Origin of the sequence: Tissierella simiarum, assembly GCF_018917865.1 — a bacterium.
Lineage (GTDB): Bacteria > Bacillota > Clostridia > Tissierellales > Tissierellaceae > Tissierella_C > Tissierella_C simiarum.
The window spans coordinates 57,577-73,846 of record NZ_JAHLPM010000012.1 but is presented as its reverse complement, the minus strand read 5'-3'; the positions used below and the strand labels follow the sequence as shown (position 1 = coordinate 73,846).

The window sequence follows — 16,270 nt, the reverse complement described above, 5'->3', positions numbered from 1 at the left end:
TAACCTTCTTGTATCTACGAACCTGAGAGGCTTAAGGGAGCGAATGCGACTGGGTCCAACGGACTTAGCCTCGCAGGATTGTGAGCTGAATTTACTTATTCGCTTCCATATCTTGCGAACCAAAGGCAAAGCCTGCAGCGTAGATACGGTATTATATGAAGGGGACGCCTTCTTCGAATTACTCACGAAATATCCTTAACCATAAGTAAGTGAATATCAATTAATTCATATCCTAATGATTTATAAAGGTTAATTGCTGCTTTATTGCTACCTATAACTCCCAAAGTCGCTTCACTTTTTTTCTTCTCATCTCTTAGAAATTTTAGAGTTTCAATTATTGTTCCAAATGCAATTCCTTGCCTTCTCCATTCAGGATGTGTAAATATTTGTTCAGTTGCACTTCTTTCAGAAGATATTCCCCAAGTCATGCAGCTACTAATAGGCTTACCATTACAAAATGCTGTAATCGTATCCCATTCTGATCCGGCCATAAACCAATCCAATCTAGCCATGCTCCAAGACTCTCCATCAAAACCATCTTTCTCAGACTGTAAATAAAGTTTTCTCTCCTCGACTGTTTCCATGGCCCATCGCATTATTTTAATCTCTTTATTAAGCTTGTACTCTGGCAGTGGATTTGTTAAATCGCGTCTCATAATTAAATAATTTAATGAATGATAAAATCCATTAGATAGTAAAAAATTGATTGATTTAAGATCATCATGAGAGCAGGTATGACTAATTTGTATTCGTTTATTTGGATACGATTTGCTGATATCATGTGCTCTATCAACAAGTCGGTTAAAAATATCTAATTCAATATGATCATATCCATTAGAATCAGTATCAATTGCAAAACGATGAATATAATTCGAGTCTTTCCCTTCTTTATTAAGGTATTCACAGGAATCTGTTGGCTCTAAATGACCAGATGCAACAACTTGATTGTTAATCTCTGCACAAAAAATGTTTTCTGCTTTGAAATCTGCATTAAATTGATATGACAGATTAAATAAAAAATTAAAACCACTAATGTCATTAGCATCTTTGGAGTTGTAGTTACGTATCTTAACATTCATTGAAATCTCTCCTTATGTTTACTATTGTGTTTTGCGTTCCTTTCATATAACGGTTTCGTGTTCCTGATGTTTCTCAAGCTCAGTAACCATTAACTTATGTTGTAGAATATGCGTAGCGAACAGGAATACTTTGTTAGTAGGTGCCTTAACTATCTTTTCTAAGAAAATACCTTTCCCTACTATATAAGTCATAAAAATATTAAAATTGTGAATCAATACACCTTATTTACTTTGCTCGTATTTTAAATTAATCGTATCTACCTTGTTTTGAAACTCTATATGCAACTTATATTTATCTCCCAAAAAAGTTGTTTGATTCACTGTACCTACTAAAAATAATATTTCTTGAAATCCATCGTCGTTTATCTTTTCACTTACATCCATATCACCTAAATTCCCAGTTATGATACCATCTGTAGAAATAATTTTAATGTTAATATTGTTTTTTGGGATTAACGTTTTTTGTTTTGAAACTAATTTAAAATAGTTTGTATGGGTTTCTTCATATCTATCTGAATTAAAAATATATATAGCTTCCCAATACTTACCTTCCCCTGAAAATTCTACTATACCTTCTACTGCTTTTTGATTGCTATTTTTACCTACTACTAACAGAAAACATATTATTACTAATACAATCATGATCACTATTTTCTTTCTGCTTATATTTTCCCTAATTCCTCTCACCTTCCTAACCTCACACTATTCAATAATTACGAATTATATTTCTAAATGATTGACCTCAGAAACCGATCCAGACGTTAAGGTTTCTACTAACGTTCCGTGTTGCTGACGTTCCAAAACCTTAGATAGCTCCTATCTTAGGTTTTGGAATATGCCTTGGCGTCTTCCATCAACTTACCTATGTATAGATTATAAACCATAATTTTACATGTTTCTATAACAAAAAAGTCCACCAGCCAAGGCGGACGGCAACATTTTGTTATACGTAATTTTGCCACTACACTTCGAGTAAAGTCTGACTAAATTATTTGATACTATAAGCAAATTGCGTAACAAATAAATTATATCCTGTTGATATATACACTCTATTTTTTCAGACCTAATTCAACTAATTTTATATAATGTGGAATATCATTTATAATTGGGCTAAAATAAAAGGGCGCATTGCAACAACCACATCTCCAGTAGGTGTTCCCATCTATTGCATACTCTTGCCCATATATACATGTGCCTTTTATGCGATTCGAGCATCCGGTATCACTCCATAAAAAAATTTGCTTAACAGAGTCTGGGCACTCTTTTAAATAATCTATACATTTTGATACATTTCTAATACGAAGATACAAAAAGAGTTTTGTTTTATTCGATGACATTAAGTAATGGTAGGGGCCTTTTTTTCTTATTTCACTTTCCTTACTATAGTAAGCATAACCAGGCCCTTCGTTCGATTCTCTAGACCCGGCATAATAACCCATTTCACTAAGCACGGCATCCATAGCATAAACAAATTCTTTCTCCTGCTTTGTATGCATTTTGTCAGCAATTATATCTGCACCATGTCCATAATTCACAGTATTCGTATCATCTTGAAACAATTTATAATGACAACTAAGAAAATCATTAATTCGGTTTGTTATATGAACCTTATCCGCCATTGATTTCAGTACAGTTAAAACCTGTGCATTATCAGGATATAATATATAGATGCTTTCACTTGCAATTTTATAATTTTTTAAACCATCAAAATAAAAACCATAATCACTCAGTCTTTCAAAAATTATAGGAATATTTTTAACATCATTTATTGCTTTGAATTTATTTACATCTAAAATAATAGTTCCGTTATGCAAATCACCAGCATTCAAAAGATAAAATAGGAGCTTAAGTGGACGATATGCTGCACTTCTCGACTCTCTCGCCTCTTTAGTAGAATACTTATACTCCACTGATTTATGCAAAGGCATTCCAAAGACTTCTGGGAATTTAGCAATATTACCATATATATTAGTAAACATATTCCATACTTCTTTAAATGCAGAATCAAACTCTTCCTTTGACATATGCTTTAAAAAGCTATCATGAATCTCAAAGCTATCAGGTAATCGTACAACCTCAGCCTGCCTCACTTTTGCCCATTCCTGTATCCAGTAAATATTCTCTACTATCATACACCCTCCTTTTTCACAGGCTTTCATTATTGTTTCTACTCAATATCCATATATATAAAGAATATCTCGCCTTTTCAAACCAAAATTCAATATCGTCAACTACTAAAACCTGCTATCTATTTTCCATAATAACACATTAAATATGACATCTGTATGTCATAATATTTTACAAATATATCATAAATAACTTCTCAAATATATTATCTATCTTTTCAACATCTCTTTTTTTCAAACAAGACCCCAAAATCAACCCCGATATCACCATTTCCTATAACGTCCAAGTATTTGCAACATCCCTGAACCGAACCCCAGAGTACTCCCCCCTTTGCTCCCGGTGAATGGATGTAGTGCTCATTACTATAAAAGGGTACACTAGTGCACCCTTGCGTAAATACATTGTTAGGCGAAGCTACTTACCTCGAACTTATTTATTACTAACATTAATAGTTTCTAAAAGTATATCAGGTCCTTCTTTAAAGATTTCTCTAAAACATATCAAATCTTTATTATGACTATTATAGTAATCTACAATAGCAAAAAGTCCTGAAATAGCACCAAACTTGTCCCAATACTTTCCACTATTAGCCCTAGCCAATATTTCATCTTTCCTATCTTGAGAATTATTTTTCATTTCATTAAGTAAGGTTGAGTATGCCTTTTCTTTTCTCTCCATCATTTCATTAGTGTACCAATCAGTTGATAAAACCTCTTTGTCAAAAGATAAGAAATGCGCAATACCTTCATTAAAAACAATATATCGTAAATTTTCATAAATTGAATCTTCAATACTAGAACTTCGATACTTCTTCTTTATATAAATATGCGCTATCTCATGAGTAATTAACTGCATAATGATTTCTGAAATTTTATCATCATTTTCAGAATATGAGCGTATTCGTTCTAAATCAAAAATTATACATTTATTTCCTTCTTTATCCTGTCTAATCATTGAATCATATGGATCAGGTGAGCCGACTATAATATATACAGTTACATCTTCTGATAAAGCATTGTACTCTCCAAAGAATTGTTCCCATAACTGTGAATTTAAGGGTTTAAAATCTCTTAATGATTTCAATAACATTTCATAGATATTTTTCAGTCTATCATAATTTTCTTTGAGTGGTTCCTGATACATATGTTTTCCTGGAACTATCGACCTAAATATCCAATGATCTATCATGTTATTTATCGATTTATTAGAAAAATATTGTTCAATTATTTCAGTATTTAATTTCATTTATCTTCATACCTCCGCATTTAAAACTTTCTCCTAACTCTTGTATTCCCAAACCTCATATTCGAAAATATCCTCTTATAACAGTGCCTCCCTACATCTACCATCTCTTATAATTAAAACCTTTCTTGATATTGAAGTGTCTCCTAACGTTTTTGTATTTGCAATACTTGCTTCCTCATACTATTTACACTTGTACTATCTTAAATTTAGTTTTGCTATTAATTCACCATCATCATTAACTGCACCTGTTTCTACAAAACCAAATGTTGCATAAAGATTCTTAGCTACAATATTTTGAGGATAATAAGAAATATAAACAGCTGAAGCTTCACCCTGTGGAAAAGTTTTAATTAACTCAAGTGACTTAGCAAATGCTTCCTTGCCATAACCTTTTCCCTGGTATCGTTTATCAATCATAAATCTACACACACCATAACACTCTTCATCGCCATATTCATTTTCCTCTGATGTTTCATGATATAGCATAACAAAACCTATCATTATATCATCATTATAAATGGCATATGTCATAGGCGGTAGCTCATCATTTAATAAAGCTACATACGATTGTGCCATGCTATAAATATTAGATGCTATAAAGTTATCCTGTTCTTCAGTAACTTTTAGATTAATGCACTCCTCCCAATTATCCCATGTAATTTTACGTAATTCTATCATAATTGTACTTCCTCCTTATAATCCTACTCTATATTATTAAACTAGCACGCAATATCATCTAAGGTTTTCATATTTATGATTTACTTGAAACGAATTTTAAAGTACTTTCCCTGATAATCTATGCTCCCAGTGAATGGATATAGTACAGCATCATCGTCCTAAGAATATACCCTCATGCACCTTTGCAAATATAATGTTATGAAACGTTATTATTACCACTCAATTTTCTTTACATCAAACAAATGATCTCCAATTACTGCCCTAACTGGTCCTTTAATTATCTGTTCACATTCTCCTATCTTTACTCTTAAAAAATTTTTATGTATGATTTCTTGATTTCTTTTTACAATATTCATAGGATCAAGACCTGTTACTTGAAACCCCTCTTCCAAACTATTTAGCTTGCATTTTCTTTCGAACTCATCAAATACTTTATCTCTTTGTTCTTCCCAGTTAATAATGCACTGCTCAATTTCCTTTAGATTTCCATGTTTATACTCGATATTTATCTCTCTTACCTCTTTTATCTCTAATTCACTTTTAATGAAATCACTTAGAAATAATTCACTATTATCAAGCTTACTCTTCCAGTTTGGTATATATTCGTCTGCAATTAAACTTAATAACAAACCTTGATTATATGTACTGTGTCTTATTTTTAGATTTTCTTCATTTATTTCTGTAAATCCTTTTATATATTCTTCTAAAATTGAATTTCGGTTATTTGAAGCTAACTGAGTAAGTGCTTTATATTCTACATATACTGCTGTTCCTTCAACGCTTTCTATGGCTTTTTCATATTCTATGATACTTCCTATAAGCTTTTCTCTTTTATTTCTGACTTTAAAATACAAAGTTAGTAATTCCATCTTTTTTTCTTTATTATTTTCAATATTTACACCTAGAAGATACTGTCTTTCCAACATCCGTAGATTAATATTCTCAATTGTAATTGGATAATCAACACCTAATAGTTCATTAGGAAACCTTTTTTCACCATTTGCAGACTGAAAACCATGAAACATTTCATGGATAATGAGTGATGCTAGTTTTACATTATCAATATCTTTAGAGATAGTATCTTCGTTCCAAATTGCTACATAATTATTGTTAATTGAAATGGCAGTATTCCCCATAAATCTTTCATCTACATTTCCAACAAAACATGAACCCTTTTTTATTAAGTCAATATCTATTCCCACGTTATCATTAATATAGAAATTTTTATCATTATATATTGCATACTTTGTTTTTGTAAACTTATCTCACAATTGATTATAGTCAATCAAGTTTAAAAGTTTTTCTAATTCTTTCATTCTCCAAATCATTTGAATCCCCCCTTATATTTAATGACTCATAATATTCCAAAGAGTGAATATTAAATTTTAAATTCCCCATGTCCAATTTTATCTAATGATTTATTATACATGATAGGAAATTTCCCTGGCTCTTTCAGAGTGTCAAAGACTGCACTCTTGCCAAAACAATCATGTATTATGCCCCAAATATCATTCCCAAAACTATATAGTCTAAAATGCTTCAATTTTGGTATTTCATTCTTAATCTGATCATCAGTATAAGGACTCATCCAATATTCAGAGATTCGTTTGTTTAATTCCTCTACCGATTTAATTCTTTTATTTCTTATATCACTAATATCCTTTCTAAAATGAACCATTGTGTTATAAAAATCATCATTTAGATATTTCCAAGTATAGCTTTTCTTCAGAAATGTCAACAATAGTTACTTCAACCCCAAGTATAGCTAACGGTATAGCCTTTTTCCCATTTGATCCAAGAAGATTTATAATCTTCTTTCCACTTACCTCACTAAGAAATTCCAAGTGTCTTCTTAAATATTTTTCAGGTTGTTTTTTCATGTCAATAGCAACTTCATGCGGTAAACCTGTATTTTTTATCCAAAACTCATATGCCCTATATGACCATGATTTTTTATTTGCTTCATTTTGAATATTCATTAATTAACACCTCTACTTTAGTATTAAATCTAACATCCCTCATTTAACATCTACAATTTATATAGCTATTATTATACTTTAATAAAACATGGCTTGTCAGATAACATCCCTGTATTTGCGACATCCCTGAACCGAACACCAGAGTACTACCCCATAGTGGAGCTTTGCTCCTAGTGAAAACGTGGTGCACATCACTTAAGATTGTGCCCTTGTTCACCTTCACGCAAATACGTTGTTATAGGAAGTGATGATGCTTTTTACTATAGACTTGATATAAAATAAATGATGTGTTTTGATTGGATTATAGTCTAATAAACTAATGCTTATAATTTGTGAAGAAAAGACTCTAATATTTTGTTAAATTCCTTTGGATTATCCACATTAGAATTATGAGCTGCGTTCTTTATATACTTTAATGAATAATTATTATTCTTAGCCCACATTTTATTATATTTAATTACATTACCTGTAGTATCTTTGTCTCCAACAACAAGCAAAACAGGAAAATTAAAAGTGACAGTATCTGTTTTCTTCAAAAAATCCCTATACGCCTGATTCATAATATTAATAATTTCTTTCTTATTAAGCTTTGAAATAGCTTGATGCATGTTTTCGTAAGCTTCTTTTGTCGTCGTAGACCTCTTTGCTATACTTTTTAACAACATCTGATATGGAAACGGCTTAGATAATATTCCCATCATTGAGAGAAGATAACGTTCCAATTTAGAATAATACTGATGTCCATAAGGATTTGTATCTACTAAAACCATCCCTTTCACTTTATCTGGAAATAATATCCCGTATTCTTGAGCTAAATAACCACCCATAGATTGCCCAACAATAATAATATTATCTTCATTTTCCATTTCGAGAATTTCATATAAATCTTCTGCTAAATTTTTATAAGAAAAATCATCATATGGTCTGGAATTTCCATGTAATGGTAAATCAAGAACTAATGTTTTAGCCATAGTATTAAAATATTTAACTTGATTATCAAACATAGAATGATCTGCTGTCATACCATGTAAAAATACAATACAATTAGTATTCGTCTGAGGTAGATTAATCCAGTAATGCACTTCTCCTCTTTTTGACTGAAAGATTTTATGAATCATGATTTACCTCCTCAGTAAATAATAACTTTTCTTTATTACACATTCTAACACAAATACACCCATAAATAACTTCTAGAATATATTATCTATCTTTACAACCCCTCTTTTTATTAAATAAGACGCTCAAAAGCATCACCTATAACGGCCCCGCATCTACGATGTTCCTGAACTAGCCCCTTAAAATCTTTCTCCTTGGCGCGCTTGCACTGATGAAGAAATATGGTGAGCATGACTTAATAAGAATACATCAATCCAATAATCTATTTCACCATTTTCAAAACGTTGATTATTAGATAATGCTATCGCACCGTATAAAGTCCCTGTTTGCCTATCACAAATAGCAAATTCATATGACTTATCAGCATTAAAGTTATAAATATGATGTTCTGTTCATGGCAAAGTACAATCAATTGTATATGGATACGGTAGTGTGAGTGTACTTTTATATATTGTAGTTATTACATAGTTTGGTAACAGTTTCAGCATCCGATTTTTTGAATATCCTTAAAAATAGCCTCACAATAGTAATAGTTTTATTTATGTTGTCATAAACCATTTTATTCCCACTTTTCTTATTAGTTAAATATATAATTGAATATTATTTATTTATATAAGATGACACTCAATTACAATATTGCTAACAGCCAGTAGTAACACTGACCCTCTTGTATTGTTTTCAGTTAACGTCTCGGATTAGTTATGTCTCTGAACTGAACCTTCAGAGCTTTTTTTCGTAGTCGGTGCTTCGTACCTAATGAAGAGATGTCTGCTAATCTTTTGTTAGACGCAGTTGCTTTAATCTAGAAACTCATATGCATATTCTCCTTGTCTTTCAAATCCCATGGATTCATATGTTTTCATTGCAGAAACGTTTAATGCTGATGTTACTAATACTGGAGCTTTTTGTTCTCGAATGGTAAGCTCTATCATATGTCCAATTAACTCTCTCCCAAATCCTTTGTTTCTATAAGCCTTATCAACATAAACACTTGTGATTTCTGTAAAATTATCAGTTTTTCCTATAAATCTTGCCATTCCTATAGCGTTATTTTTATAATCTAGTATATAAACCCCTGCTTTAATTTTCGCTAATATTTTTTCAGTGCTAGTTATTGCTTTAATCTCTTCTTCTGTTTCTGCCTCTAAGAACCGTGATGTAAAATATTTTACTCTTTCCAAATCTTCACTACTCAAACTAGCAAGTCTAATTTCACCTTGATATTGCACATGTATATTATTATATTTTTCAATGTCTAATTTATAAAAAAGGTTAGGAGTTATAGATCTTTTATACTCTAATATTTTCAATAAACTATTTACATCTTCCAACTTTCCTGCCAATAAAATTTTCTTGTAATTTAATCCCTTAATTTTACATGCAATATCTTTTAACCCATTTTTCGATGTATATGAAAAGTTGGTAAAATTTGAATTTCCATCATTCTTTATATGTAAAATATCAGCTATTCCTTCTTTGGCTTCATTAACATATAATTCACCTAAATTATCCGTATTATTTTGAATTAATTCAATCAATATAGCATTATACATTTCATCATGATACAGGAATTCTAATATTTTTTTCTTTAAATCATCTGTAATGCTATCTATCTTTTTCATATTAATGCTATGCCTCCAATCAAAGCTAAAATAATTGCGTCTAACGTCTAGTATTTGCGACGTCCCTGAACTAGCCCACAAAAGGAATACTCCTTTGCTGCCGCTGAAGGGATGTAGTGCACATCACCCCTCTTAGTACACCTTTATACAAATACCATGTTATTAGGAAGTAATGATGTCTTTTATTCCTATGATCCTTCGCATAAAATAAAGAATACGAAAAAGATTGCAGCTTACAGGTTATACTAACTATGCTTCAGGCTCTAGATCTGTTTCTAATAAAGTAAACACAAATTCATCATTCCACTTTCCATCAATAAGTCTTGCTTCACGCATATGTCCTTCTTGCACCATACCTATACGTTTTGCTAAAGCTACACTTCTTGTATTTTCGGAATTAATAAAAGCCATTAACTTATGAATACGCAGTTCTTTAAAAGCAAAATTAATCACGCTTCTGACCGCTTCTGTGGCGTAGCCGTTACCCCAATACTCACTAAGAAATGCATATCCGATTTCCCATTCTTTTGTTTTTTCCCAATTACAAGTTAAAGAAACATCACCAATCATTTCATTTTTTTCATTGTAAACAATATATCTTATTGCACCTTCTTCAGGTAACCCTCTTGTACTTTCGATAAACCCTTTACATCTTTTAATAATACTATCTTTTTGAGGAATCCCCTCCATCTCATACTTTTTATTTTCAGGTCGTGTTTCTAACTTAATAAGAAACTCAAAATCCTCTTCAGTGATTTGATGTAATAACAATCTATCAGTTTTTAAAGTCAACTCCATATTTACTCACCTCACAAAATAAAATCATTCTTTCATTCAACATTTTACTATTACGTATCACCTTATTTTTTTATAGACATCAGAGAATAGCTCCGATATCACTATTTCCTATAATGCCCTCGTATTTGCGACATCTCTGGGCTGAACCCTAGATCATTACCCCTTGGTGGAGTTTTGCTCCTGATGAATGGATGTGGTGCTCAACACTCTAAGATTGCACCTAGTGCACCTTTACGCAAATACCGTGTTATATGATGTTGCATACGAAAGTTACCAAGAGCTATAAGATTATGCCAAAATCTAAATACTTACCCCAAAAGAGTCTGGATATACTTCTATTCCAACTGCATTACCAAAAGCGATTGCCCACTTTATAAAATTATAGGATATTGATGTGATTATATTTCCTTCTCTTATATATCCTTCGGGTACTGGATTTTCTATATTGTCATCCCATCCAATCATCTGTTTTAAATCTTCTTCTGAAAAACCCTCCTCATAAATTTCTTCTTTGTTTATGCCTGCCATAAACTTTTTGCCATTAAGCATTCCTGTTTTGACTAACAAAAGTGGTGCGATAGATATTGCTCCAATAATAAAATTTTCACCATCAAATTTCTTAATGAATGCTAAAATAGTTTCATCCTCTATTGCCTCTCTTATGTCTGCTGAGCCAGTCAACAACAATGAATCATATTCTTCTATATTTATTTCACTAATTGTTTTATCTGGAATTACAGTTAAGCCTTCTTCACTTCTCAATGGACTTAATGATTTTGCAAATATAGTAATAGACTTACCTGCCATTGCAAGCATCTCTAATGCAACACTAAATTCAAAATTACAAAACTGGCTATAAATAAGAATAGCTGTTTTTTTCATAGTTTTCACCTCCAAAATAGATGTTTTATTGAAGTCCCCAAATACTTCAATATATAAATAATTTCTTCTTTAAAAACTAGTGTTTAATGTCACATAACGTTTTGAGGCTTATTGATGTCGAAATTTCCCTATGATAATTACTTTCCAATGTCGATAAGCCTCTGTTATAAGAAGTGACAACATCTTTTCCGCTATAATCCTTCACATAAGATAAATGATACGTCTTATTAAAAACTTTCTTTAATTATTTCGATAGCTCTTTCAATAAACTCGTCTCTACCTTCCCTAACTCCTTCTATAGTAGGAACCATATAAATATCTGGTTGTACTCCTATTCTTTGGGTAGGTTTTTTATCTGGATAGTATACACCAAATCCACTTATGGTAGACCTTATATTTCCTGGAAGAGTAAAGAGACGCACATCACCATCAGCCCCTGCTGAAGGCCTACCAAGAACTATTGAATTTTCTGTATTTCTGAGAGACATAGTTGCAAACTCTCCTTGACTAATAGTATGTTCATTTATTAGAATCACTAATTTACCCTTATAGACCTCATCATCTAAAATCTCATTGTTTGTTTCTTTTGGCTTCCCTGAGACAAAAGGATCAAGATAATAAAATTCACCTGGTTTTGCACGATTAGGAAATGACATCCTGACAAACTCTTTTTCGTAAGGTATTAGATATTTTACTAATTCATAAGTAAGTGGGCTAGAAGGGTAGTTTCTAAGATCTACAATTAAACCTTTAGTATTCCACCATTTCTTCATAATCTTGTCAATCTCGCCTTTTTTCAATAGTCCAGCATTTATATAATAGATTTTGCCGTCTTCTATCTCCTGTGATTTAGTATCCACACCGACATTAATATCTTTTTGACTACCTTTTACATTTACATCAATTGTTTTTCCCTTTCGAATTACAGTAACATCAGTATTCTTTTCATGAGTTCTAAATAAATCAAGAAAAAGTAAACTTCCAGTATCCTCTCGTGACTGAGATATATATTTTCTTCTATTCTCTAATATTTCATCTATATCTTTGTCGCCAACTTTTAGTACAATGTCTCCAATTTCAAGTCCACATTTATAGATTATTTTACTTATAACAATTTGATTGTCAATTTCAACAAAGTTTACAGGAATCCTATACATTCCAAAATAATTAGAAATGACATTCCCATTTTTACCCATCAAATAAGCATGAGAATCATGTATTCTAGTTGTCAATTCTGCTATTGTCAGTAGATAGGATTCATAATCTGATCCATGTATAAATTTAGGAATAAATTCCAGAAGTACTTGATCCCAATCCTCTCCAATAACAGCTTTATAAGGATAATAATACTCTATAATATTCCAATAACGAAATAAACTAAGTAGCCTGTAGCCAGTGTCATCAAATTTCATACTAGGATATGAATTTTCATTTTCCATAAACGGATAGGGTGAATCATCCTTAAAACTAACATATGCATTTTCTCGTTCTGAAATATTAGAATCTAAAAGACTCGATAATTCAAGACTCAAATCCTTTCCTAGATATTTCTCGTCTTTGCACCAATCTGTAGATGGACTGAGCTGTATGTAATCTTCCGGAAATTGGTATTGCTGATCTATATCTCCAAAAAGGGTTTTGCTATCTAAAGAATGAACCCACTCATAGAGAATTAAATTAACATCTGAATCTTCTTCTAGAATATAAGGCATAACACGAAAAAGTTCATAATCCCAATTAACATCTCCAGATATAACCTCAGGATGATAATATTTCACAACTCCCCATACCTTACAGAGCTTAGCAAGATCCATGGTCTTTTTTTCAGAAATGCTCGAAAAATATATCCCACTTCCTTTGTCAAATTCTTGGTCCTTATCTCTCTCAATTTGATGAATATCTTTTGATGGTGAACATCCCCTAATGATAAAGCAAATAAAAAATAAACTAAATAATACTATTGATTTCCAATACTTCTTTTTTTCTTCTTTCAATTTTACTCCCCCTCCCCCTCAAGTATCCAATAATAATCTGTACAGTCAGGCGACTACCCATCTAATAACACATAAATCTACAAATGTGTGATATCTTATTTTTCATCCAATCAGCCCTCAAATAACAACTCCGTTATCGCCATTTCTTATAACGTCTTGCACTCAAAACGTTCCTTAACCTTAGCCAAACCTAGCTTGGTGAAGGAATGTACTTTCGCAGTCTTTTTAATGCCAAAACGAACTCGAGTGCCCTGTTAGTTGATGGAATATGCTACCCTCGGTCTTTGCGAAATATATCACCATTTTTTCTAGTTATTTGCTTTACTTCTAAGGAAATGATACTCAATATCGCTCCATTAAGCTTAATTTATTCTTATATATATTATCTTACTTATTTCTTTCAATTAAAATATGTATCAATTTTACACCTTAAATCACGTAAAACAGGTATACAGGCGGGAGTAATTTCTTTAGGTATATCATCTATTTGAAAAAATCTTACATCTTTACTTTCTATTTCATCTAAACATATATCTCCTTGAAACCTTTTTGTAATAAACACAATGTTAATGAAATATACTTCATCCCCATTAGGATAAGTATAATGTTGTTCTTCCCCTGAATAAATATTGAATAGCTCAATTTCATCTACAGTTATTCCTGTTTCCTCGTATACTTCTCTTTTAGCTGCTTCCTCTACTGTTTCACCTGGCTCGATACATCCACCTGGAATACCCCAAGTATTATTATCAGTTCTATGTTGTAGTAATACCCTCTTTTCATTATCTAGTATTATAACCCCGGCTGGACAAAGAATTAATGGTATATTCCCTACCAAACTCCTTAAATTTTAATGTAATCTAACATATTCTCCTCCTTACATTCATAAAAAATATCCCTTTAAACAGACTTTATAACGTAATGATAACTTTTTAGCATATTCTTTCAACTAACGTCTATGCATTCAATAGGTGTGCTTTGGCCTCTTCGTAGGCTTAACCCTATTTTAGCCAAAGCGAACTTGAATGCTTTGTTAGTTGCAGTTCCGTCTCCACCCTATTTTCATTTATTCAAATTAACCATCCCACTATGAATAGTACTTTTCTATATCTATTACCCATTTTAAGAATAAAGTGAAAGAAAGTTAGTTGTTAATGTAATACTAAATTTGTACAGATATTCATTTTCCTCTTCATCAAAAATAGTTCCTAATAATTTACCGTTGTTCTTTTCTATGATTTTCTTTGAGGCTATATTGTCTATATTACAAGTTAAAATTACTTCTTCTATTCCTATCTTTATAGCCTTTTCCAATGCCAGTTTTAAAATTTGAAAACCATAACCTCTATTTCTACAATCTGGTGATATATCATAGCCTATATGACCAGCACATTCTATCTCTTGGTGTCTAATTCTCACTACTCCTACAACTTCTTTTTTATCAATTAACCAGAATGTTGAAGTTATAACCTCCCCTTGATATAAGTCATTTCCCTTAGAATAGTTGTGCAAGTCGTTTAAATAATCCCGGAAATTTTCTAATGCTTTTTTATATTTATTAAAATAATGTTCATCATTTATTTTTTTGTATGTTAGAGCATAATTTTGAAAACTCTTTTCATATTTTATATTAGGTTCAATTAAAAATAAATCTTTCATAAATTATCCTCCGTTTTATATAAAGTTCTCAAAATCTTACATATACGAAATAGAAATACAATATAGTTTATCCCTATCAAATTCCCGCATGAATGCACGGTAATGCACTATCTGTACTCTAACGTTTTTGAATGACCGACACGCCGCCCCCATATCTATCGTCATAACAAAAGCGTGTGTGCTAGCCCTACTCCAGAGCTTGTCCCACTAGCACAAACGATCATGCTGTGTTAAGTGATGCCCCAACACTATCTCATTTCTTTATTGCACATAATATAAATATTATGAATTAACCTCAATACTATAAATTGATTTTATAGTATTTGACTTCTTATTTCTTCTTCGTTTTCAACCATAAATTGATAGCTCTTATCCATAAATTTATCTATGGAATTGTTTTTATATATTTCATCTAGATAATCATATAATGGTCTGCCGGTAATAATCATATTGTAAAAGTAAGGATAGGCATTTCCACTTTGATGATAAGGGTTAATTCTATTAAACTCTTCATCACTTAGAATCTGTTCTACTACAGCCTCACTTAAAATCCAAATTAGACTAGGAGCTTCATATTGTTCATATGAATCCTTATACTTTTGATTCCATAAATAAAACCATAGATAATGAGCAATCTCATGTAATGCAGAACCTATTGAACCCTCATCACTATTCATATAAAACACATCAAAAATATGCTTCTTTAAGTATCTAGGACTAATGGGATTCAATGTTATATTACATACTAGATTATTGAAAACCTCACCAGTATCAAATTGAAATATTGAAGAGAAACGCTCATTAATTAGTTTTTCGTAACGATTCCAATTTTCTTGATATGAGATAACTTTAATTTGTATTTCTTTTTCTCTTGATTTATACAATTCAAAAACTGTTCCTGAGATCTCTTCAACAATATCCTTATTATCACTACTCTTATCAAACGAGCCTTTGAATTTTAGCAATTCGGGAAAGAAATGAAAAATTGGTTCACTCCAAAACTCATCCTGTTTTATGAACTCTGAAATTGACTCCGCAGAATATTTATATCCCTGGTCTTTATATAGCAACTTCATTCTAATGCCCTCCTT

General features: G+C 31.4%; 16 protein-coding genes. All 16 read right to left on the bottom strand.

Translation table 11 applies throughout. From position 1 onward, the window contains the following. Positions 1-182: 182 nt before the first annotated feature. Complete coding sequence (locus KQI42_RS14045; RefSeq protein ID WP_216520843.1) at positions 183-1,079, bottom strand: GNAT family N-acetyltransferase; 897 nt, start codon at positions 1,077-1,079, stop codon at positions 183-185. Positions 1,080-1,301: 222 nt separating this feature from the next. Continuing rightward, positions 1,302-1,766: a hypothetical protein gene (locus tag KQI42_RS14040; protein WP_216520842.1), complete on the bottom strand. Its 465-nt coding sequence runs from the start codon at positions 1,764-1,766 to the stop codon at positions 1,302-1,304. 362 nt (positions 1,767-2,128) lie between these two features. Next, positions 2,129-3,211, bottom strand: a complete 1,083-nt coding sequence (locus KQI42_RS14035) for a hypothetical protein (RefSeq protein ID WP_216520841.1) — start codon at positions 3,209-3,211, stop codon at positions 2,129-2,131. 424 nt (positions 3,212-3,635) lie between these two features. Then, on the bottom strand, positions 3,636-4,451 hold the full coding sequence (locus tag KQI42_RS14030; protein WP_216520840.1) for a hypothetical protein: 816 nt from the start codon (positions 4,449-4,451) through the stop codon (positions 3,636-3,638). 195 nt (positions 4,452-4,646) lie between these two features. Next, positions 4,647-5,129 carry a GNAT family N-acetyltransferase gene (locus KQI42_RS14025; protein WP_216520839.1) on the bottom strand — a complete coding sequence of 161 codons (483 nt, stop codon included), beginning with the start codon at positions 5,127-5,129 and terminating at the stop codon, positions 4,647-4,649. Positions 5,130-5,341: 212 nt separating this feature from the next. Further along, a complete protein-coding gene (locus KQI42_RS14020; RefSeq protein ID WP_216520838.1) occupies positions 5,342-6,331 on the bottom strand; it encodes a hypothetical protein in 990 nt (329 codons plus the stop codon). A gap of 176 nt (positions 6,332-6,507) precedes the next feature. After that, positions 6,508-6,807 (bottom strand): hypothetical protein, encoded by a 300-nt coding sequence (locus KQI42_RS14015; RefSeq protein ID WP_216520837.1) that lies wholly within the window; start codon positions 6,805-6,807, stop codon positions 6,508-6,510. Positions 6,808-6,823: 16 nt separating this feature from the next. Beyond that, the gene (locus KQI42_RS14010; protein WP_216520836.1) at positions 6,824-7,108 is read right to left on the bottom strand and encodes a hypothetical protein; all 285 of its coding nucleotides are present in this window, start codon (positions 7,106-7,108) and stop codon (positions 6,824-6,826) included. Between the two features lie 323 nt (positions 7,109-7,431). Next, complete coding sequence (locus KQI42_RS14005; RefSeq protein WP_216520835.1) at positions 7,432-8,226, bottom strand: alpha/beta fold hydrolase; 795 nt, start codon at positions 8,224-8,226, stop codon at positions 7,432-7,434. Between the two features lie 795 nt (positions 8,227-9,021). Continuing rightward, positions 9,022-9,846: a GNAT family N-acetyltransferase gene (locus KQI42_RS14000; protein ID WP_216520834.1), complete on the bottom strand. Its 825-nt coding sequence runs from the start codon at positions 9,844-9,846 to the stop codon at positions 9,022-9,024. 249 nt (positions 9,847-10,095) lie between these two features. Beyond that, positions 10,096-10,644: a GNAT family N-acetyltransferase gene (locus tag KQI42_RS13995; RefSeq protein ID WP_216520833.1), complete on the bottom strand. Its 549-nt coding sequence runs from the start codon at positions 10,642-10,644 to the stop codon at positions 10,096-10,098. A 300-nt stretch (positions 10,645-10,944) separates the two neighbouring features. Continuing rightward, positions 10,945-11,526: a DJ-1/PfpI family protein gene (locus KQI42_RS13990; RefSeq protein WP_216520832.1), complete on the bottom strand. Its 582-nt coding sequence runs from the start codon at positions 11,524-11,526 to the stop codon at positions 10,945-10,947. Positions 11,527-11,753: 227 nt separating this feature from the next. Next, positions 11,754-13,520, bottom strand: coding sequence for a S41 family peptidase (locus tag KQI42_RS13985; protein WP_216520831.1), 1,767 nt, complete (start codon positions 13,518-13,520; stop codon positions 11,754-11,756). A 400-nt stretch (positions 13,521-13,920) separates the two neighbouring features. After that, on the bottom strand, positions 13,921-14,358 hold the full coding sequence (locus KQI42_RS13980; protein WP_216520830.1) for an NUDIX hydrolase: 438 nt from the start codon (positions 14,356-14,358) through the stop codon (positions 13,921-13,923). A gap of 284 nt (positions 14,359-14,642) precedes the next feature. Then, positions 14,643-15,179 (bottom strand): GNAT family N-acetyltransferase, encoded by a 537-nt coding sequence (locus tag KQI42_RS13975; RefSeq protein WP_216520829.1) that lies wholly within the window; start codon positions 15,177-15,179, stop codon positions 14,643-14,645. A 314-nt stretch (positions 15,180-15,493) separates the two neighbouring features. After that, positions 15,494-16,255 carry a hypothetical protein gene (locus KQI42_RS13970; RefSeq protein WP_216520828.1) on the bottom strand — a complete coding sequence of 254 codons (762 nt, stop codon included), beginning with the start codon at positions 16,253-16,255 and terminating at the stop codon, positions 15,494-15,496. Positions 16,256-16,270 lie beyond the last annotated feature (15 nt).